Genomic DNA, 19,812 nt, shown 5'->3' on the forward strand with positions numbered 1-19,812 from the left:
TCCCAAACCATTACTAATTCGTCGAGATGCCAAACCGCCGACTCAACTTGAGTAATTTTGCCCATGAAACCGACTTGCTTTACGGGATCATAGACAGCATTAAAGAAGCCGTCATTGTTTTCGACACGACGCACACAATCGTCTGCGTCAACCGCGCCGCTGAACTTATGCTGGGGATTGGCTCAACAGCCGATTGGGAGAATCGACATTACCTGTTTACCGCCGACGGCAACACGCCTTTTCCCGTTGCGCTTTTACCGTGTTTCCAGCCAGTTGACCCAGGCATGACGGAAGAGGCTATCGAATTAATTGTAAAGCGCGCAGACGGCAGCGCAGTCTGCGTCAGCGTTAGCGGTCGAGGCCTAGTAGACCGGCATGGCACTATATCGGCGTGGCTAACGATACTTTCGGACATTCCGGTGCCCAATAACCCGGAGAAACATGCCGAAATTTTAGAGTGCCAACATAACTTGGGCTCCGTCCTCAACCATATGCCGGCGATGATCGGCTACTGGGACAAAAATCTTATCAACAAATTTGGCAACAAAGCCTATGAAGAATGGTTCGGCTTTACTTCGGAAAACTTGCTCGGCAAACATATTCGCGAAGTCATCGGCGATCATCTATACACGCTGAATAAGCCGTTTATCGATGCCGTTCTGAAAGGAGAACCGCAGTATTTTGAGCGTACCATCGTCAATTTCGCGGGTGAAACGCGCTATACGCAAGCCGCTTATTTGCCCGACGGTACGGAAGGGCAAGTAAAAGGATTTTTCGTCTTGGTGACCGACATTACCGCATTGAAGTCTGCACAAAAACGGGTTAGCGAATCGGAAGCCCGTCTGCGTGCCATGTACGATAGCTTGCCGTTCTTGGCCTGGATGAAGGACAGAAACGGGAAATATATTCAAGCCAACAAACATTGGCTAAACGCCGTGGGCATCGACCATCTGCACGATTCAAACGATGTGACTGATTTCGATATCTGGCCGGAAGGCCTGGCCGAGCATTACCGCGCGGTTGACCAAGAAGTGATGCTGACTCGGCAACAAATATCGCTGACCGAGAGGGCCTTCGACGCTGGACGGGAAACCTGGACCGAAACGATCAAAGCCCCCATCGTCGACGATAAAAACGATGTGCTGGGCACCATCGGTCTGGCACGCGATATAACCGAAAGCCGCAGCGCGGAGGAGCGACTCCGCAATTACAGCGAACGCTTGAGCTTGGCCACCAAAGCCGCCGCAATCGGCATTTGCGAGTGGGATCTGGCCTTGGGCGTCGGGGATTGGGATGAACGCATGTACGAGATGTTCGGTATTCCTGTGGGGACGCCCATAGACTATCAGACCTGGGCAGCCTTGGTGGTAGTCGAAGACTTACCGCGTACCGAAGCCACACTTCGCAAGCTGATTCGAGACCAGCAGGAAAAGCATTGGGAGTTTAGGATTCGCCGCCAGAGCGACGGCGCCTTACGCTTCATTCAGGCTTCAGCCATCATAGCCGGCGATCCCAAGAGCGGCGGGCAAAAAATCGTCGGGGTTAACAGAGATGTCAGCAATTTTAAGTTGATCGAAAATGCCTTGCGCGAAAGCGAAGCACATCTGGCTCACGCCCAAGCCCAGGCGCATTTGGGCAGTTGGTCATTAAACCTTAGAGAGCATTCTCTGAAATGGTCTGACGAAAATTACCGCATTTTCGGCATGCCTTTGGGCACGCCGATAAGCTACGAGCGCTTCTTGAAATGTGTGCATCCGGCTGACCGACATTACGTGCGCCACGCCTGGGAAGCGGCCATGCGTGGCGCGCCTTACGACATCCAACACCGTATCGTGGCGAACGGTAAAATAAAATGGCTGAGGGAACGCGCCGATCTGGTATTTGCCGGGGATGGCAGTTTCGTGCGCGGCATAGGCACATCGCAGGACATCACCGAGCTGAAAATAATAGAAAAAGACCTGGAATCGTCCCGCTTGCAATTACGGCAACTGGCCGCTCGTCGGGAAAAGGCCCGTGAAGAAGAACGCAAGCACATGGCCCGTGAAGTTCACGACGAGCTGGGACAAATGTTGACTGCCCTGCGCATGGAAATGTCGCTGCTGCGCATGAAATTCGCCATCAACAACCGAGAGCTGGCCGAACAAATCCGCAACATTATGGAGTTGCTGGATCAAACCATCCAGGTTACCCGCGACGTGGCAACCTCCCTACGTCCCTCGGCGATAGAAATGGGAATCGTGCCGGCTTTGGAGTGGCTGGTAAGGAAATTCGCGGAACAATCCGGGATTCAGTGCGATCTGTTGTATCCGGAAGATGATTTCGATATGGACGAGGAATGCGCAATCGTGATTTTTCGCATCGCCCAAGAATCGCTGACCAATGTGCTGCGGCATGCGGCAGCCAGCAAGGTAAAAATTGCCGTCAATTTGGATAAGGACCACTATTGCCTGAAAATTGACGATAATGGTCGTGGTTTCGACACACATGCGCCCACTAAGACCAAGTCTTTTGGCCTGATCGGCATACGTGAACGCTCCTTGATGTTGGGCGGAGAAACCAGTATTTCCAGTGCCCCGGGCCAAGGTACCTCTATCCAGGTACGTATCCCGGCTAACCCTAAAAGACCAGAACTATGATCCGATTAATTATTGCCGACGACCATGCCATTGTGCGGGGCGGTCTGAAACAACTATTCGCACTCTCCACCGATATTACCGTCGTCGGCGAAGCCGAAAATAGCCAGCAACTGTTGAGTTTTCTCGATGAAAACGCCGTTGATCTGGTGCTACTGGATCTGACCATGCCCGATCTTGGCGGCGTGGAGATGATCAGCCGGATTCGCAGCCAATATCCGGCATTGCCCATCTTGATTTTGAGCATGCACAACGAATTGCAAATCGTCTCGCGCGCATTAAAAACCGGTGCGAATGGCTATCTAACCAAGGATAACGACCCGGAAACCTTACTGACAGCCATCCGCCGGGTCGCCGGCGACGGCCGATTTATCGACCCTAAACTCGCCGAAAAAATGGTATTTGAATTCGAGAGCTCCGAGCCAAGCAAACCGCATGAAAAACTATCCGAACGCGAGTTTCAAATCTTGCAGTTACTGGCTAAAGGCCAAAGCCTGAACGACATCGGCAGGGACCTGGCAATCAGCAACAAGACTGTCAGTACATACAAAGCCCGGCTGTTTGAAAAATTGCACATCAGCAATAACGCCGAATTGATCCGCTACTATGATGCACACCGCCTGAACATGTAGTCCTATGCCCTCATGAGCAGGAAATTAACTACAAAAAATTACATCTTTACCTGCCTGAAATTTCGGATTGACTGATATTCAGCCGCTCTACATTTAAATATGATGCAGGATCCAGAATTTTGAATGCATCGGGGTTCATCTATGCAAGTATCGGTAACAGGTGAATGGTTTGAGGTGACTATCCGTAACACGTTGGAGTTTGCAAAATGCCATGAATTACTGGCGTCGTGCAAGGCTCACACCAAAGTCAATACGCGCGCCGGCGCCAGGATAACACTCGAGAATATCCCTACATTCAATATGTGCGGCATCGCCACCATCTCGCTAATCTGCGATTGGATGCAGGCCGGCGTCGAGCTGAATCTGCAAGGCTGTGGCGGCGACGTACATCAGATTTTCGATACCGGCATATTCGATAAATACTTCAGCAAACACACCCCCTACATTCGCTCCACCCACCATTTGCCTGGAGCGCACAAAGCCGCGTTTAGCCAAGGATTGCCCGATACGCAAAACCCGCCCACGGTTACGTCCGGACCAAACCGTGCTGGAAAATTAGCGTGAAAACACCATTCTTCGATTTTTTCAGTGCGGGCGGACTGATGCCGCACGGGTTTTGCCTAAAGTGGACGCCCGGCCTGCTGTGGTCGTATGTAATTTCCGATGCCTTAATCACTCTGGCCTATTTCGCGATTGCCGTCATTCTGGCTTATGTCGTATCACAGCGCCGAGACCTGAAATTTCGCGGCATCTATTTGATGTTCAGCTCATTTATTCTGGCCTGCGGGGCATCGCACTTGATGTCCATCTTCCTGATCTGGCAACCCTTGTATTGGTTGGATACCGCCATAAAAGCCTTGACGGCGACCATCTCCCTGGCAGCGGCAATATTGCTGATCAAGTTGGTGCCGCATGCATTGAAACTACCGAGCAATCGGCAACTGGCAGCCGAAATTGCCGTGCGCACGCAGGCGCAACAGGATCTACAGGAAAGCGAAAGCAAGCTAAAAGCCCTCAGCCAGCAACTCATCAGCCTGATAGAAGCCATTCCCGACGCTATTCTGTTCAAAGACGGCGACGGCCGCTTGTTATTCGCCAATGAGCACGCGCAACAGTTATTCCGATTTGACGGTATGGATTGGCAGGGCAAGACCTATCTGGAACTGGCCGATCAACAGCCGGACGCACTGGACAAGCATATAAAACTATTTTCGGATGAAGAAGCGGTATGGAAGGCCGGACACTTGATCATGTTTGAAGATCATATTCTCAACGACGAGGGCCGCTCGATCGAAATAGAGGTACGCAAAACGCCGATTTACCAAGAAAACGGCCAACGCAAAGGCATGGTGGTGATTAGCCGGGACATCAGCAACATCCGCTGGGCAGAGAGCCAATTGCGCATCGCCGAGCGCGCTATCGAGTCCCAGGAAGGGATCATGATTACCGATGAAAATAATATCATCCTGCGCGTCAACAACGCCTTCACCCGGCTGACCGGTTATCAGCCGGACGAAGTCATCGGCAACAAACCCTCGATTTTAAAATCCGGCCGCCACGGCCAAGAGTTTTATCAGGAAATGTGGGCCGCTCTGAAGCGCGAAAAATTCTGGCAAGGCGAGGTGTGGGACAGGCGTAAAAACGGCGACGTTTACCCGAAGTGGCTGACAATCAGTGTAGTAACCGGCGCGGACGGCCACACTTGCAACTACGTGGCGGCCTTTACCGACATTAGCCAGCACAAGGAAGCGCAAGCCGCCATTCACCGCCTGGCTTATTACGATCCACTCACCGACCTGCCCAATCGCCGCCTGTTGCAAGACCGGCTACAGCAGGCTTTACACAACAGCCGTTGCGTGGGCAAACATGGCGCGGTGTTGATGATCGATGTCGATAACTTCAAAACGATTAACGATACCCAGGGCCACCAAATCGGCGATCAGCTACTAATAGAAATTGCCTCGCGCCTAAGGTCCTGCGTCCGTCAAGGCGATACCGTTGCCCGGCTGGGCGGCGACGAATTTATCGTGCTGCTGGAAAATCTGGGCAGCGCGCAAGCCGAGGCAACCGCGAATGCCGAAGACGTTGCACACAAAATATTGTGCGCCATCAATACCGGCATGTTGTTAAACGGTAAGGAACATCTCGGCTCCATCAGTATCGGCATTGCCATATTCGACGAACACAATAACTCGTTCGACGACACGCTGAGGCGCGCCGACGCGGCGCTGTACCAGGCCAAGGATGCCGGCCGCAACACGCTGCGCTTCTTCGATCCACAGATGCAGGCCTTATTGGAATCGCGCGTACTGCTGGAGTTCGATTTACGCCATGCCCAGGCCCAAGACCAGCTAAGCCTGCATTACCAACCCCAGGTCGATAAAAACGCCCAGATTTTTGGCGCAGAAGTGCTATTACGCTGGAAACATCCGCAAAAAGGCATGATTTCGCCGGCCGAGTTTATCCCGCTAGCCGAAGAATCCGGCTTGATTCTGCCCATCGGCGAATGGGTGTTGCAATGCGCCTGCGAGCAACTCAAGGCCTGGGAACAGAATCCGCTCACCCAGCATTTACAGCTTGCCGTCAATGTAAGCGCCAGACAGTTCCGTCAAGCCGATTTCGTCGAATCGATCTGCCGAATTCTTAACAACTCGGGCGCCAACTCGGCAAAACTCAAACTGGAATTGACCGAAAGCATGGTATTGCACGATGTCGAAGACGCCATTGAAAAAATGCAAACGCTGAAATCATTGGGCGTACGTTTTTCGATGGACGACTTCGGCACCGGTTATTCCTCATTGAGTTATCTGAAAAAGCTGCCGCTTAGCCAACTCAAAATCGATCAAAGCTTTGTGCGTGACCTTATCGTTGACCCTAACGATGCGGTCATTGCCCAAACCATTATCGGCATGGGCCACAACCTTGGCCTGAATGTGATTGCGGAAGGGGTGGAAACCCAGGATCAACGCATCTGCCTGGAGCGTATAGGCTGCGATGCCTTTCAAGGCTACCTGTTCGGCAAACCCATGCCCTTACCTGAATTCGAACGTGTAATACACAGCTTGAACCGGGCGATTCGACCGGAAAACATCCGCAACGGCAGCTAAATGGCCGTCATTTTAAGCCCTCATTGATTTTCTACACGAACTGGCGACATGGCATGTTTGATCATCCATCTGCCGTTTCACTCACTCTTATAACAATAAATTTAACGGGGGAAATCTTATGTTCTTAATGAACTGGCATTCGGTGGGAGTCAAAGTGGTAGCAATAACCACGGGCATACTCTTCGTCCTGAGCTTGGGCTTGTTGTTGATGTTTGCCAACATCGAAAAACAAAAACTGATAGACCGCAAGATTGAATCGTCCCGACAATTGTTGCTGCTTTCCGAATCGATTCGCGACAATGTAGCCAAAAATTGGGAAAGCGGCCTTTACTCGCCGGAGTACCTCCGGCAGTTGGTGCAAGGTAAGGATGAAGCCAGCCGCCGGTCGTTGATTATCGCGACCGTCCCCACCGCCAATGCCTGGGACGTGATAGAAGCCAAAGCCAAGGAAGGCGGTTTTCGTTTTAAAGCGCCGGCACTGAATCCGCGCAATCCGCCCAGAAACATGCCGGACCAACTGGAACAACAGGTTTTGGACAAATTCAAAAAAGACCCGGCGCTAAGCGAATACAGCATGGTCGACGAAGAGAAACAAGAAATTCGCTATTTCAGACCGGTGAAAATGACCAAACAGTGCGAGCTTTGTCACGGCGACCCGCAAACCTCGCAAGCCTTATGGGGCAACGGCAAGGGCCAGGATTTACTCGGTTATGCCATGGAAAACCGCCGGACCGGCGACTTGCACGGCGCATTCGAAATCATCACTCCCTTCAGCAACGCCTTTAGCGAGTTGAAGCAAACCGTGTTTTACGCAGTCGGCTTTTTGGGTTTGACGCTTTTAATCATCGGTATCACCGGTTATCTGGTGATGAGTAAAATCATCATCGGCCCACTGACTGCATTGGCGCTGAACCTGCAAGCCATTTGCAGCGGAGACGGCGATTTGCGCGCCAGGCTCAGCGCGTCGGGTAAATCCGAGTTTGCCTGGGTGGCTTCCAGTTTTAATGCCTTCGTGAAGAAAATCGCCAAAACCGTTGAAGAAATCAGCGTGACCAGCGACCGGCTGGCGCAGGCAGCCAACAAACTGGCAACCATCACCCAATCCACCCAACAAGGCGTAGAGCGGCAATTGCAAGAAACCACGCTGGTGGCCAATGCAATGAAACAAATGACATCGACTGTACAAGAGGTTGCCAAAAACGCGGTTAAAGCATCCGAAGCCGCCGAAAATGCGGACCGGGAAGCGACGTCAGGCAAAAATATCGTCACGCAAGCAGTTGGCGGTATTAACGAATTAGCCACCGAAGTGGAAAATGCCGCCAATGTGATTCACGATCTGGAAACCGACAGCAACAGCATAGGCGAAGTATTAAGCGTGATTCAGGGCATCGCCGAGCAAACCAATTTATTGGCGTTGAATGCGGCGATTGAAGCCGCCCGCGCCGGCGAGCAAGGCCGCGGCTTTGCAGTGGTGGCGGATGAAGTCAGAACTTTGGCCAGCCGCACGCAAAACTCGACGCTGGAAATCCGCCAAACCATAGAAAGGTTGCAAGGCCGGGCGAAACAAGCGGTTTCGGTGATGGAAAACGGCAGAAAACGCGCCGCCTCCAGTGTTGAGCAAGCCGCTTCGGCAGGTGATTCGATCAATACCATCAGCGAGAGAATATTTACCATCAACGACATGAATAATCAGATCGCCACCGCCGCAGAGCAACAGACAGCGGTCGCGGAAGAAATTAACCGTAATGTCAGCAATATCAGCCATGTGTCCCAAGAAACCTCCAGCGGCGCCAAACACACCGCCGATGCCTGCCATGAGTTGCTTGAGCTGGCAAATCAATTACGCCAGACGGTTGGCCATTTTAGAATTTAAAGCCATCGCTTCGCCGGCCGTCAGCGGCCGGCGAATCACCGACCCACCAAGGCAAACCCCTGATTTTTTGGTGGATTTTCCCGCCGAAAGTTGCCCAATTAATTGTTTGCCCACGTTGCTGACAGCCGCATATTGCTGAAATCCACAGTATAATGCGGCGTTTTTCCTGCTAGACATCTGAGTTATGAGTCAACAAAGAAAAGCGGTGGCGCTGATTTCCGGCGGCCTGGACTCCATGCTGGCTACCCAAGCCATCCTTGAGCAAGGTATCCACGTCGAGGGCATCAATTTTTTCACCGGCTTTTGCGTGGAAGGCCACACGCACGCGATACGCAAGCAAGACGCCGACAAGGTCAAACGCAACAACTCGCTGTGGGTGGCCGAGCAATTGGGTATCAAACTGCATATCATCGATGTCATCGAAGAATACAAAAACGTCCTTCTAAACCCCAAGCACGGTTACGGTGCCAACCTAAACCCTTGCCTGGATTGCAAGATTTTCATGGTCAACAAGGCCAAACAGTGGATGGTGGAAAACGGCTTCGATTTCATCATCACCGGCGAAGTGGTCGGCCAACGACCCATGTCGCAGCGCAAGCAGACCATGCCCATCGTCGCGGCCCAGTCCGGTGCCGACGATTTACTGGTAAGACCCTTGTCCGCGCAAAACCTACCCGCCACTTTGCCGGAACGCGAAGGCTGGATCAGTCGCGAGAAAATGTTTGGTTTCAGCGGCCGGTCACGCAAACCGCAAATGACCTTGGCGAAAGAATACGGCTTTACCGACTACGCCCAACCCGCCGGCGGCTGTTGTTTCTTGACCGACGAAGCCTATTCATTAAAGCTGGTTGATCTATGGAAAGCCCGCGGCGAGCGGGATTACGATCTGGACGATGTGATGCTACTGAAAGTAGGCCGGCATATCCGCCCCAAACCGCATTTCAAAGTCATCATAGCGCGCGAAGACGGTGAAGCCCGCTTCATGAGCGGTTATAAAAAAGAATTTATCAGTATGAACTGCGCCAGCCATCGCGGCCCGCTAGCCTTGATCGACGGCACACCCAGCGAAGACGATCTGCTGCAAGCCGCGCAGATTACCGCGCGCTACGGCCAAGGCCGCGAAGCCGAACAAGTGGAAGTGACCATCCGCGAGCGGGACGGAGCAGAACGCAATGTGTTTGTGAAGCCTTTGCTTGCCGACGACATTCCACAGGAGTGGTTCGTATGAGTGGCCATGTTTTGAACGCCCGCCGTTTGTTGTGTCCATTGCCGGTGATCCGCACTCAGGACAAAGTCAAAACCTTGCAAGTCGGCGATGTGTTGACCGTGGAATGTACAGATCCTGGGGTGATGCAGGATATTCCGGCTTGGTGTCGGATTAATGGGCATAAGGTTTTGGAGACTCGTGCTGATGGTGGGGAGTATGTGATTGTTTTGGAAGTGGGTTGATTTGTTTGCCGTTCCGAGTGGTTGTGTCGCTGTCGCGACGGGTTGATTTAACGTCGGGTCTCGGCCCGACAGCCGAGATACTTTCTTTTGCGTCGCCAAAAGAAAGTATCCAAAGAAAAGGCGACCCGGACGCCGCTTTAATCCTGCGCTCCGAAGCTTTCGACGGGGATCGACAGAAGGGGCTTCCTGCCCCTCTGTCGATGTGCGGAATCCATGCCGCACCCCTACGGGCTATTCCCGCCAAAAGCTCCGGTGCTCGGCGCGGCATACAGGAGGAAAAACCGTCGCGACAGAAATGAACGATTTATATGCGAACACTGGACGATATACAGAAACCATTTAAATACTTGTTAGGCGCAATATGACTTGTTACACAGGATGCGATTGTTGCTGTAGCGCGGAAGGCCGCGAATTCGATGAGATAATCTCGGAGGAAACTCAAATCGAAGTGTCAGCGAAAGATTTAGCGCATTCGAATTTAGGCTGGTTCTGTGGTTTCCATGATCTAAAAAATGGGGCGTGGCCGATTTCAGAAAATGATGGCGTCTATTTGCTTTGGGAGAAAAACGATTATTGTCCTAAGCATGATCGATTTCATGCTAGGGCGATTTATGTAGGTAAAGGTTTCGTGAAAAAGCGAATCTTCGATCACGCCAACAGCAAGGGATTCACCGAAGAAAATATCGTCTATTTTACATTTATTGACATCGCCAACAGAAAAGCCAAGTACGTAGAACAGCTCTTGCTCGATCTTTATGATTTTCCGTTGAACAAAGCAGAGAATCGTGGAACAGGAAGGTTTTGCGCTTACATCACGCAGAGTGAAGCCGATTTTGGCTTTTCCAAGTAGAAAGTGCCTAACAAGGCCATGAGATCAGATGCAATAGACTCCGCATCGCTTGCGCACGGCCACCCGAAGCCCGGTAGGTCACGTTGCCGCGATAGCGGTTATGTAACAATTAAAGTCCTGTAGGGCACGTATCAAGTACCTTATGATGAACAAAAGTTAGAGAAATATATGTTTAGTCGGAAATTAGTTGTATCGCTTTCAGTGTTATTTACAGTTAGCTCAACAGCTTATCCATGCAAACGCCCAGATTTCGAAGCATTGATTCATATGAATCAACATGAATTAAGTCAAGATGGGTGCGTCAAAGAGCATGTAAAACTACATTTAAAGAATCAACCCATTAAGGTAATTAAAATTGCGGAAAAACTAAAGCGTAAAGGGCTCCTTGACGGGCCTTCTCTTGAAGTAGAAGCTTCAGCTTTTTATGATCTTGGGCTGTATAGCGACGCATTAAAGGCACATCTATTGTCAAAAACGACGCCTGTCCAATGTAAAACATTCTCGCCCTGTGTTTGGAAATATTGGGATGGTGATGATCACTGGATAAACTCTTTTTATTACCAAGCCAATGGTGATATAGGCAAGGCGGAAGAAGAATTGAAAGCCGGTGATTTAGAATTTTTTAAATCATGCCAAAGGGATGATCCGCGTATTGAAACGGCTAATTATTGTTCCGAGGTACGTAATCGGTTAGTTAATTCTATTAAATCTAGTTTTAGTAAAGATAGCCCCTAAAATTTCAACCCTACTGTTTAGGCAAGCAATGCAGACGAAGCCCGGTAGGTCACGTTGCGGTGATAGCGGTTACGTGACAATTTAAACCAAAGTGTCAGGGAACGCTATCGTGCACCCTGACCTACAATCTGTAAAATATTGGTAGTTGCGCAATGCATACCCTACATATTTCCGATATTTCCTTGAAGTTCAGGACGGTTTTCCTCCCGTATGCCGCGCCGAGCATCGCAGCTTTTGGTGAGATGAACGCGGTAAGGCGCAATCAGTAGGGCGTCAATAGGCGAAGCCGTATTGCGCCGCATGTTGGCCTTCGATTATTCGGTGCATTACGCTATCGCTAATGCACACTACGAGGGTTAAATAAAAGGCTTTGGGGCGTGAATTACTTGCAAAATTACGGGATGGTTTTGTCCCGTATGCCGCGCCGAGCACCGGAGCTTTTGGACGGATCAGCCCGAAGGGGTGCGGCATGGATGCCGCACGTTGCCGAAGGGGCAGGAAGCCCCTTTCGGCAACCCCGTTCAAAAGCGAGGAGCGGAGGATTAAAGCGGCATCCGGGTGTCTTTTCTTTTGGGTACTTTTCTTTGGACAAGCAAAGAAAAGTACCTCGGCTGTCGGGCCGAGACCCGACGTTAAATCAAGCCGTCGCATTAGCGACACAAATTAACAGGTTACAAAAATGGCAGTAGGACAAATCGACTTCCCCACCATGCATGCCGTCAAAGGCATCAAACTCGGCACCTGCAATGCCGGCATCAAGCAAACCGTCCGGGACGATATTTTAGTGATCGAAATGGCGGACGGCGGCAGTTGCGCGGCGGTATTTACCCAAAATGCCTTTTGCGCAGCGCCAGTACATATCGCAAAAGCCCACTTATCACAAAACCCGCGCTGGCTGCTGGTCAATTCCGGCAACGCCAATGCCGGCACCGGTAAACAAGGTCTGCAAGATGCGTTTGCCTGCTGCGCCAATCTGGCCGGCGAAGTCGAGGCCTTGGCACAACAGGTTTTGCCCTTCTCCACTGGCGTCATCGGCGAACCGCTGCCGGTGGAAAAACTCACGGCGGCATTGCCAAGCGCAGTCGCAAACTTGGCTGAGACGCATTGGGACCAAGCCGCCCGCGCGATCATGACTACCGATACCTTCCCCAAGGGCGCCTCGGTCATCATCAATATCGCCGGCCATCCGGTGACGATCACCGGCATTTCCAAAGGCGCCGGCATGATTCAACCCAATATGGCCACCATGCTGGGTTTTGTCGCCACCGATGCCAATATCGAGCAATCGCTGTTGCAACAATGCTTGTCCGCGGCAGCGGAAAAATCCTTTAATCGCATTACCGTGGACGGCGATACCTCGACTAACGATGCGTGCGTACTATTGGCCAGCGGCAGTAGCTCGGCACCGGAAATTCTGGCGGACAGCGCGGAGTTTGCGACCTTCGCCGAGGCCGTGATGACGGTTTGTAAACGTCTGGCGGAATTGATTATTCGCGACGGAGAAGGTGCGACGAAGCTGATGCGCATCGTCGTCGAGCAAGCCCGCGACAGTGCCGAGGCGGTGCAAGTCGCCAAAACCATCGCTCATTCGCCTTTGGTGAAAACCGCCTTCTTCGCCAGCGACCCGAACTGGGGGCGGATTTTGGCGGCGGTCGGCCGGGCCGGGGTCGAAAACATGGATCTGGATAAAATCGAAATTTATCTGGGTACGGTGTGCATCGTCGAAAATGGCGGCCGAGCCCGCTCGTACACCGAACAGGATGGTCAGCGCGTGATGAATCAGGAGGAAATCGTTGTCACCGTCAGACTGGGACGAGGCACAGCTAGCGAGGAAGTGTTGACCTGCGACTTTTCCTACGATTACGTGAAAATCAACGCCGAATACCGTACCTAAGCGGCTAAAAGTATGTCAAGCAATAATCAGCGTCTGCATGTCGCGGTCGGCGTAATCCGCGACGGCGACGGCAGGATTTTGATTACCCAACGCGCCAAACACGCGCATCAAGGCGGCTTGTGGGAATTTCCAGGCGGCAAACTGGAAACAGATGAACCGGTACAGCAAGCACTAGCCCGTGAGCTGGCGGAAGAAGTTGGTATTCAGGTAGAAACCGCAACACCGCTGATCAAAATCAACCACGATTATGGCGACAGGCATGTGTTGCTGGATGTTTGGAATGTCAGCGCCTTTGCCGGCCAAGCCAGAGGCTGCGAAGGTCAGGCGATGCGCTGGATTGATGCCGAGCAACTAAAGGAGTTTACCTTTCCGGCCGCCAACACCCCCATCATCGCCGCCGCGCAACTTCCGCATTATTACGCCATCCTGGAAGGCCGCAGCGCGACGGAAGCGCTAGACAATTGCCGGCGGATTTTGGCAAACGGTGTCAAGCTGCTGCAATTTCGCGTCAAGTCTTTACCTATTGCCGATTTGCAAACTGTCTTCGAGCAGGTTTCTCAGCTTTGCCGGCAGCAACAGGTTAGCTTGCTGGTCAACGCCGATTTGCCTGTCGATACGGTTAATGCGCAAGGCCTGCACCTGAGCAGCCGCACCTTGCTGGCTTGTCATGAACGGCCAAACGGCTATCGCTGGGTAGCGGCATCGTGTCATAACCTTGAGGAACTACAACACGCGGCAGCGCTGGGCCTGGACTTTGCGGTTTTAGCGCCCATCCAAGCGACCGCATCCCATCCGGACGCCACGCCGCTAGGCTGGCAGACTTTCACCGAATTGCTCGAGCACATCAATTTACCGGTGTTTGCCTTGGGTGGTTTGGGGAGGCACCACCTGAACCGAGCCCTTGCCGCCGGCGCTCAGGGCATAGCCGGCATCAGCACCTTTTTAGCGGCAGATTAGCAGGATAAAACCCGGCTTAGTAGGATTCGAAATCCGAATTTTCGCCGTCTTCGTCAAGCAGTGGCGGACCGGGGATTTTATGGGCTTCGGTAGCCCAATCGCCCAAATCGATCAATTTGCAACGTTCGGAACAGAACGGCTTGAATGGTTCGGCGGCTATCCAGGCTACCGGCTTGCGACAAGTGGGACATGCCACCATAGTCGGGGTATTCGCGGTCATCAGAACATGCAGCGGGTCAAAGAAAATTCAATATCGTCCAACGTCTGGCTGGGCCGGTTTTCGTCAACCGATGGATTCATAAACCGGATGCTGAACCGATGCTTGCCACCGCTGATTTCGGCAAAACACGGGGTGTCAGCCGCTAAGCCAACTCGAAGCAATTGCACCGGATGGTTTTTATTGTCCAGCGCCAATTGGAAAAATCCGGCCTTGGCAAGTTCCTGGGTGGGCACGCTGCTTTGCCGAATAAAACCCAGGATCAAATCAATCGCTACCCGAATATCCACGAACGGTTGAGTCCAGCGTTCCAGGTCTTTTTGCTGCTCGGCTTCGTGTTGCTCCAGCCAGTAATGAAAAGCCGGCAAATCGAAGGAACAGCTGCCGCCGGGGATGGAGTTGCGCTGCGAGATACTTTGAAACAAATCGCTTTCCATCACGCTGATGCCAATTTTGCCGTTGGCGCTATACAAATTACGGCTGGCTTGATTCAGCTCGAGCAGTATTTCCTGCAATTTCTCATCATCAACGCCATAGCTATGCGCCAGTTGATTCAATACTTTGGTGTGCCTATCCAGCTCTTTGATCAACTCGGATTTCAAGTCGCTGCGGCTGAAGATCATCAAGATGTCGAGTAAAACCGAAATGGCGGCGCGTTTATCGAAGACCGAAGCGCCCAACATGAAGTGACTGAGCTGTTGAAAGAGTTGCTCCAAGCGCATAAACACCCGAATTCGTTCATTGAGAGGGAATTCGTAGATAGTTTGTGTATTCAAGCCGATTGTGTCCTGACGGTGGCTAATAAAGTGTAGGAATTGTGCAGTCTTTTAACCTGTTCTGCAAGTTGCTCCGGGCCGGCGATATTCTCGATGACATCGTCCGCTTTGCTTAAACGTTCTGGCCGCGACATTTGGCTGTCGATGATGGCTTGCACTTGCTGGCGAGCAAGTTTATCGCGCGCGGTAACCCGGGCTATTTGCAAATCCACCGGGCAATCGATCAATAAAACCCGATCCACGACATAAGGATTTTTCGACTCCAGCAGCAGTGGCACGGCAATTATGCAATAGTCGGCCGTTAACTCGCGGACATCCTCCGCGATCTTCCCGTACACCAAGGGATGCATGATGCCATCCAATTCACGCTTTTTGTCCCTATCAGTGAATACCGCATCGCGCAGTCTGGCGCGATTCAAGCTACCGTCCTGGTTAAGCATCTGTTGCCCAAAAGACCTGGCGATCAGCGACAGAGCAGCTTCTCCCGGCTCGACCAACTGTCGGGCAATCAGATCTGCATCAACAATAGGAACGCCAAATTCGGCAAACAACCGGCAAACCGTGGATTTACCGCTGCCTATGCCGCCCGTCAGACCAATCTTCAGCATCGCCTACAAACCGGCAGTATGCAGATATAAGGCATTCAGCTCCGGTCCGAACAACATTGCCAACCAGCCGGCCATGGCCAGATAAGGCCCGAAGGGTATCGGTTTGCCGGCATCGCGTTTGCCGAATACGATCATCGCGATACCGATGACCGCACCCACCAAAGATGACAGAAGAATGATCAACGGCAGATATTGCCAGCCCAGCCAGGCCCCGAATAGTGCCAGCAGTTTGAAATCGCCGTAGCCCATCCCTTCCTTGCCGGTCAGCAATTTAAAAAGTTGATAAACGCTCCACAGGCTCAAATAGCCAGCCACCGCGCCGATGATCGCGTCGTGGCTATTCGTGTATATATCAAACAGGCTTAACAACAGGCCCAGCCACAGCATCGGCAGCGTGATCGAGTCCGGTAATAATTGCTGATCGATGTCGATAAAACTCAATGCGATCAAACACCAGGTCAAAGGTAATGCAAACGCTAAAGCCCAACCGTAACCGAAATGCCAAGCCACCACAGCAGAACATAAACCGGTAAACGCTTCGATAAGCGGGTAACGGATGGCGATTTTCACCCCGCAATGTGCGCATTTGCCGCCCAACAACAGGTAACTGATGACCGGAATGTTTTGATAGGCTTTGATTTCGGTTTTGCACGACGGGCAATGCGAGGCCGGCAACATCAGGTTGAACACTTCGCTTGCTTCATCCTGTGGGAGCTGCAAATATTCCCGGCATTCGCGCCGCCAACCCGTCTGCATCATCACCGGCAAACGGTAGATAACCACGTTTAGGAAGCTGCCGACCAGAAGGCCCAGCACGCAAACGACGCTGATCAGAAACAGCGGATATTGTTGTAGAGTGGCAAAAACCATGAGGAAGAGAGAATATCCGTAATTCGGCCCCGGCGCTCGGCCCAACGATGGCAAGCAACCAGGGAATAACAAAAACTAAATAGCCGCGCCCAACTTGAAGATAGGCAGATACATCGCGACGATCAAGCCGCCGACCAGGATACCCAGGATCACCATGATGATAGGCTCCATCAAACTGCTCAAGTTATCGACCAGGTTATCCACTTCTTCTTCGTAAAAGTCGGCTACTTTGTCCAGCATCGCATCAATGGAACCGGACTCCTCGCCGATCGCCACCATTTGCACCACCATATTCGGAAACATGCCGGTGGTCTCCAAAGCAAACTTCAATTGCTGGCCGGTGGAAACGTCGTCGCGCACAGCCATCACCGCTTCGTAAAATAAAATATTGCCGCAAGCCCCTGCCACCGAAACCAGTGCTTCAACCAAGGGTACGCCAGCCGCAGACATGGTGGACAGTGTTCTGGCAAAACGAGCGATGGCCGATTTTTCCAGGATCATCCCGACAACCGGGATTTTCAGCAAAGTCTTATCCAGAAAATGGTTAAACGCCTTCGAGCGCTTTTTAAAATAATTGAACACGTAAGCGGTAATGGCGATCACGCCAATCACCGCCCACCACCATTCCTGCACCCACGCCGACAGCTCAATAACAAATTGGGTAAATGCCGGTAGGTCGGCGCCAAAGCCTTTAAACAAATCCTCAAACACCGGCACTACGAAAATCAGCAAAATCGCGGTGACGATAAACGCCACGACCAACACTGCAATCGGGTAGGTCAATGCTTTTTTAACCTTCTTTTTGATCGATTCGGTTTTTTCTTTGTAGGTGGCAATCTTATCGAGCAAAGTTTCCAATACCCCGGCATGTTCGCCGGCTTCGACCAAATTGCAGAACAGCGCATCAAAATACAGTGGCTTACGGTTTAAGGCCTGGGCCAGGGTATCGCCACCTTCCACATCGGCTTTTATCGATAACAGCAACTCCGACATACTGGCATTGTCGTGTCCCTTGCCGATAATGTCGAACGATTGCACCAAAGGCACACCAGCGGCCAGCATAGTCGCCAACTGCCTGGCGAACACCGCGATGTCGCCGGGCGTGATTTTCTGCACTCTGGCACCGAACAAGGGCTTGGACTTGGCTTTGATACCGATGACCCGAATGCCCATCCGCCTTAATTCGGTGCGCGCAATGACCTCGCTCTTGGCGCTGATGGTGCCTTTGGTTTTCTTGTTTTGCCTATCGAAACCGTCCCAATTGAACTCGATTTGTTCGTCTTGCTTTGCCATGATTATTCCTTGGTGACCCGGTCAATTTCTTGCAGCGAGGTAACGCCTTGCTTAATTTTTAACAGCCCCGACATTCTTAAATCGTTGATCCCTTCACTTTTCGACAATTCCGCCATTTGCATGGAATTACCGCCGTTCAAAATCAGCGCACGCATTTTTTCGGTGATAGGCATTACCTGGTAGATCCCTACCCTGCCCTTGTAACCGTTATTGCAATGTTCACAACCCACTGGACCGTAGACTTTAAACGTACCGATTTCCTCCTGCTTAAACCCGGCCGACAGCAAGGTGCTTTCCGGATAATCAACTTCTTGCTTGCAATGCTCGCATAAGCGCCGCGCCAGCCGTTGTGCCATGATCAAAATCACCGCCGAAACAATATTGAACGGTTCTATGCCCATTTGCACCAAACGGTTAATGGTTTGCGGCGCATCATTGGTATGCAAGGTAGACAACACCATGTGACCGGTTTGCGCCGCCTTGACCGCGATACTGGCGGTTTCCAGGTCGCGAATCTCGCCAACCATGATGATGTCCGGATCTTGCCGCAAAAACGCCCGTAGCGCTTCGGCAAAGGTCAGGCCGGCCTTGGGATTGACGTTGACCTGGTTGATGCCTTCCACGGTGATCTCGACCGGATCTTCGGCGGTGGAAATATTGGTTTCGATGCTGTTCAGAATATTCAGCCCGGTATACAGCGATACGGTTTTACCGCTACCGGTCGGCCCGGTAACCAGCACCATACCGTAAGGCTTGTGGATCGCCTCCAGAAAATTTTTCTGCTGCTCGGGCTCGAAGCCGAGTTTCTCGATGCCAATTTGCGCACTGGTCGGATCGAGAATCCGCATTACCACTTTTTCACCGAACAACGTCGGGCAGGTGTTTACCCGAAAATCGATGGCCCGGTTCTTGGAAATCTGCATTTTGATCCGGCCGTCCTGCGGCACCCGCCGTTCGGCAATGTCCATTTTCGACATGACTTTCAGCCGGGAAATAATCCGGTTGGCAATGCCCACCGGCGGACTGGCCACCTCCGATAAAATACCATCGGCCCGAAAACGGATACGGAATTTCTTCTCGAAAGGCTCCAGGTGTATGTCCGACACCCCTCGTTTGATCGAGTCCAGCAGGATTTTGTTCACAAAACGGACGATAGGCGCGTCATCAATATCCGAGCCTATTGCTTCGTCGGCCGGTTTGCTGTCGTCGCCTGCGGAAATATCGATATTATCCAGATCGTCGTCCAACAGATCCTTCATCGACGTATCGGCAGCCTCCAGCGCCGTGTCTATCATGCGGATCAGCTTGTCTTCTTCAACCAGAATATTTTCGGTGTTGTGCCGGGTATGAAACTTGATCTCGTCCAGCGCCTGAAAATTGGTCGGATCTGCGGTGGCGACAAACAAGCGGTTGCCGCGCTTGAATAAAGGTAAGGCATGATGCTGGCGAATCAATTTCTCGCTGACTAGTTTGATCGGCAAGAATGAAGGATCTATGGCATCCAGATCGAAAAACGGCACACCAAACTCCGCCGAAGCCAGCATAGCCACGGTTTTGCTGTCCGCATACTTATGTTCCACCAAATAGCTGATAAACGCTTGTTTACGCTTCTGCGCCTCCTGCAAACAGGTCGCCGCCGATTCCTCGGTCAACAAACCTTTTTGAATCAGGCATTTGACCAAGCCGCTGAAATGGATGTTAGTGGGTGCTGTCGCCATGAAAAAAAGTCTGGATTGGTTTTACTGCAACTAAGTGCTGCAACTATAGATGAAGTAAGGATTTTATCCAAACTCATCAAGCCATGCCCAAGACTTTAACATGGCTATATTGGCATGCCGCCAAGCGCTGTTTTTAAGCTGGCGATCATTTGGAACGGCCGGCGGTGCCAAGAACAGCACCGCCGACGAAGGGGACAAGA

The 19,812-nt window shown here is 51.9% G+C and carries 17 protein-coding genes; 11 read left to right on the plus strand and 6 right to left on the minus strand.

The window, feature by feature from the left end; genetic code table 11:
• The first annotated feature begins 47 nt into the window (after positions 1 to 47).
• From ACR02O_RS00290 to ACR02O_RS00340, 11 genes are all read left to right on the plus strand, one after another.
• A complete protein-coding gene (locus ACR02O_RS00290; RefSeq protein ID WP_171696680.1) occupies positions 48 to 2,636 on the plus strand; it encodes a PAS domain S-box protein in 2,589 nt (862 codons plus the stop codon).
• Positions 2,633 to 3,265, plus strand: coding sequence for a response regulator (locus ACR02O_RS00295; RefSeq protein ID WP_101051991.1), 633 nt, complete (start codon positions 2,633 to 2,635; stop codon positions 3,263 to 3,265). The genes ACR02O_RS00290 and ACR02O_RS00295 overlap by 4 nt, the downstream gene beginning before the upstream one ends.
• Before the next feature lie 141 nt (positions 3,266 to 3,406).
• The gene (locus tag ACR02O_RS00300) at positions 3,407 to 3,829 is read left to right on the plus strand and encodes a hypothetical protein (RefSeq protein WP_494522539.1); all 423 of its coding nucleotides are present in this window, start codon (positions 3,407 to 3,409) and stop codon (positions 3,827 to 3,829) included.
• Positions 3,826 to 6,372: a putative bifunctional diguanylate cyclase/phosphodiesterase gene (locus ACR02O_RS00305; protein ID WP_494522540.1), complete on the plus strand. Its 2,547-nt coding sequence runs from the start codon at positions 3,826 to 3,828 to the stop codon at positions 6,370 to 6,372. Before ACR02O_RS00300 ends, ACR02O_RS00305 begins: the two co-directional genes overlap by 4 nt.
• A 118-nt stretch (positions 6,373 to 6,490) precedes the next feature.
• Positions 6,491 to 8,245 carry a methyl-accepting chemotaxis protein gene (locus ACR02O_RS00310; RefSeq protein ID WP_415879772.1) on the plus strand — a complete coding sequence of 585 codons (1,755 nt, stop codon included), beginning with the start codon at positions 6,491 to 6,493 and terminating at the stop codon, positions 8,243 to 8,245.
• Positions 8,246 to 8,429: 184 nt separating this feature from the next.
• Entirely contained in the window at positions 8,430 to 9,473 is a 1,044-nt protein-coding gene (locus tag ACR02O_RS00315) for a tRNA (5-methylaminomethyl-2-thiouridylate)-methyltransferase (protein WP_494522541.1), read from the plus strand.
• Positions 9,470 to 9,694 (plus strand): sulfurtransferase TusA family protein, encoded by a 225-nt coding sequence (locus ACR02O_RS00320; protein WP_494522542.1) that lies wholly within the window; start codon positions 9,470 to 9,472, stop codon positions 9,692 to 9,694. Before ACR02O_RS00315 ends, ACR02O_RS00320 begins: the two co-directional genes overlap by 4 nt.
• 448 nt (positions 9,695 to 10,142) lie before the next feature.
• Positions 10,143 to 10,544, plus strand: a complete 402-nt coding sequence (locus tag ACR02O_RS00325) for a hypothetical protein (protein ID WP_494522543.1) — start codon at positions 10,143 to 10,145, stop codon at positions 10,542 to 10,544.
• Positions 10,545 to 10,712: 168 nt separating this feature from the next.
• On the plus strand, positions 10,713 to 11,279 hold the full coding sequence (locus ACR02O_RS00330) for a hypothetical protein (protein WP_129871331.1): 567 nt from the start codon (positions 10,713 to 10,715) through the stop codon (positions 11,277 to 11,279).
• A gap of 679 nt (positions 11,280 to 11,958) precedes the next feature.
• Positions 11,959 to 13,173 carry a bifunctional glutamate N-acetyltransferase/amino-acid acetyltransferase ArgJ gene (gene argJ / locus ACR02O_RS00335; RefSeq protein ID WP_494522544.1) on the plus strand — a complete coding sequence of 405 codons (1,215 nt, stop codon included), beginning with the start codon at positions 11,959 to 11,961 and terminating at the stop codon, positions 13,171 to 13,173.
• Between the two features lie 12 nt (positions 13,174 to 13,185).
• Positions 13,186 to 14,130, plus strand: coding sequence for a Nudix family hydrolase (locus ACR02O_RS00340; protein ID WP_458138423.1), 945 nt, complete (start codon positions 13,186 to 13,188; stop codon positions 14,128 to 14,130).
• A 16-nt stretch (positions 14,131 to 14,146) separates the two neighbouring features.
• Here ACR02O_RS00340 and yacG read toward each other — a convergent pair whose 3' ends face one another.
• The 6 genes from yacG to pilB all read right to left on the minus strand — a co-directional run bounded on the left by yacG (position 14,147) and on the right by pilB (position 19,612).
• Positions 14,147 to 14,350 (minus strand): DNA gyrase inhibitor YacG, encoded by a 204-nt coding sequence (yacG, locus tag ACR02O_RS00345; RefSeq protein WP_033155846.1) that lies wholly within the window; start codon positions 14,348 to 14,350, stop codon positions 14,147 to 14,149.
• Positions 14,350 to 15,123 carry a cell division protein ZapD gene (zapD, locus tag ACR02O_RS00350; RefSeq protein ID WP_458138424.1) on the minus strand — a complete coding sequence of 258 codons (774 nt, stop codon included), beginning with the start codon at positions 15,121 to 15,123 and terminating at the stop codon, positions 14,350 to 14,352. The genes yacG and zapD overlap by 1 nt, the downstream gene beginning before the upstream one ends.
• The gene (gene coaE / locus ACR02O_RS00355; protein WP_458138425.1) at positions 15,120 to 15,731 is read right to left on the minus strand and encodes a dephospho-CoA kinase; all 612 of its coding nucleotides are present in this window, start codon (positions 15,729 to 15,731) and stop codon (positions 15,120 to 15,122) included. Before coaE ends, zapD begins: the two co-directional genes overlap by 4 nt.
• A gap of 3 nt (positions 15,732 to 15,734) precedes the next feature.
• Positions 15,735 to 16,601, minus strand: coding sequence for a prepilin peptidase (locus ACR02O_RS00360; RefSeq protein WP_458138426.1), 867 nt, complete (start codon positions 16,599 to 16,601; stop codon positions 15,735 to 15,737).
• A gap of 75 nt (positions 16,602 to 16,676) precedes the next feature.
• On the minus strand, positions 16,677 to 17,894 hold the full coding sequence (locus ACR02O_RS00365) for a type II secretion system F family protein (protein WP_205452935.1): 1,218 nt from the start codon (positions 17,892 to 17,894) through the stop codon (positions 16,677 to 16,679).
• Positions 17,895 to 17,896: 2 nt separating this feature from the next.
• Positions 17,897 to 19,612, minus strand: coding sequence for a type IV-A pilus assembly ATPase PilB (pilB, locus tag ACR02O_RS00370; protein WP_458138427.1), 1,716 nt, complete (start codon positions 19,610 to 19,612; stop codon positions 17,897 to 17,899).
• Positions 19,613 to 19,812: the final 200 nt, after the last annotated feature.

This window comes from Methylomonas sp. PHL2-19, assembly GCF_059331595.1.

Excerpts from the sequence above, each read along its gene's own strand:
- ACR02O_RS00295 (WP_101051991.1), top strand. The coding sequence starts at position 2,633 with ATGATCCGATTAATTATTGCCGACGACCATGCCATTGTGCGGGGCGGT.
- ACR02O_RS00300 (WP_494522539.1), top strand. The coding sequence starts at position 3,407 with ATGCAAGTATCGGTAACAGGTGAATGGTTTGAGGTGACTATCCGTAAC.
- ACR02O_RS00310 (WP_415879772.1), top strand. The coding sequence starts at position 6,491 with ATGTTCTTAATGAACTGGCATTCGGTGGGAGTCAAAGTGGTAGCAATA.
- ACR02O_RS00315 (WP_494522541.1), top strand. The coding sequence starts at position 8,430 with ATGAGTCAACAAAGAAAAGCGGTGGCGCTGATTTCCGGCGGCCTGGAC.
- ACR02O_RS00320 (WP_494522542.1), top strand. The coding sequence starts at position 9,470 with ATGAGTGGCCATGTTTTGAACGCCCGCCGTTTGTTGTGTCCATTGCCG.
- ACR02O_RS00330 (WP_129871331.1), top strand. The coding sequence starts at position 10,713 with ATGTTTAGTCGGAAATTAGTTGTATCGCTTTCAGTGTTATTTACAGTT.
- argJ (WP_494522544.1), top strand. The coding sequence starts at position 11,959 with ATGGCAGTAGGACAAATCGACTTCCCCACCATGCATGCCGTCAAAGGC.
- ACR02O_RS00340 (WP_458138423.1), top strand. The coding sequence starts at position 13,186 with ATGTCAAGCAATAATCAGCGTCTGCATGTCGCGGTCGGCGTAATCCGC.
- yacG (WP_033155846.1), bottom strand. The coding sequence starts at position 14,350 with ATGACCGCGAATACCCCGACTATGGTGGCATGTCCCACTTGTCGCAAG.
- coaE (WP_458138425.1), bottom strand. The coding sequence starts at position 15,731 with ATGCTGAAGATTGGTCTGACGGGCGGCATAGGCAGCGGTAAATCCACG.
- ACR02O_RS00360 (WP_458138426.1), bottom strand. The coding sequence starts at position 16,601 with ATGGTTTTTGCCACTCTACAACAATATCCGCTGTTTCTGATCAGCGTC.
- ACR02O_RS00365 (WP_205452935.1), bottom strand. The coding sequence starts at position 17,894 with ATGGCAAAGCAAGACGAACAAATCGAGTTCAATTGGGACGGTTTCGAT.
- pilB (WP_458138427.1), bottom strand. The coding sequence starts at position 19,612 with ATGGCGACAGCACCCACTAACATCCATTTCAGCGGCTTGGTCAAATGC.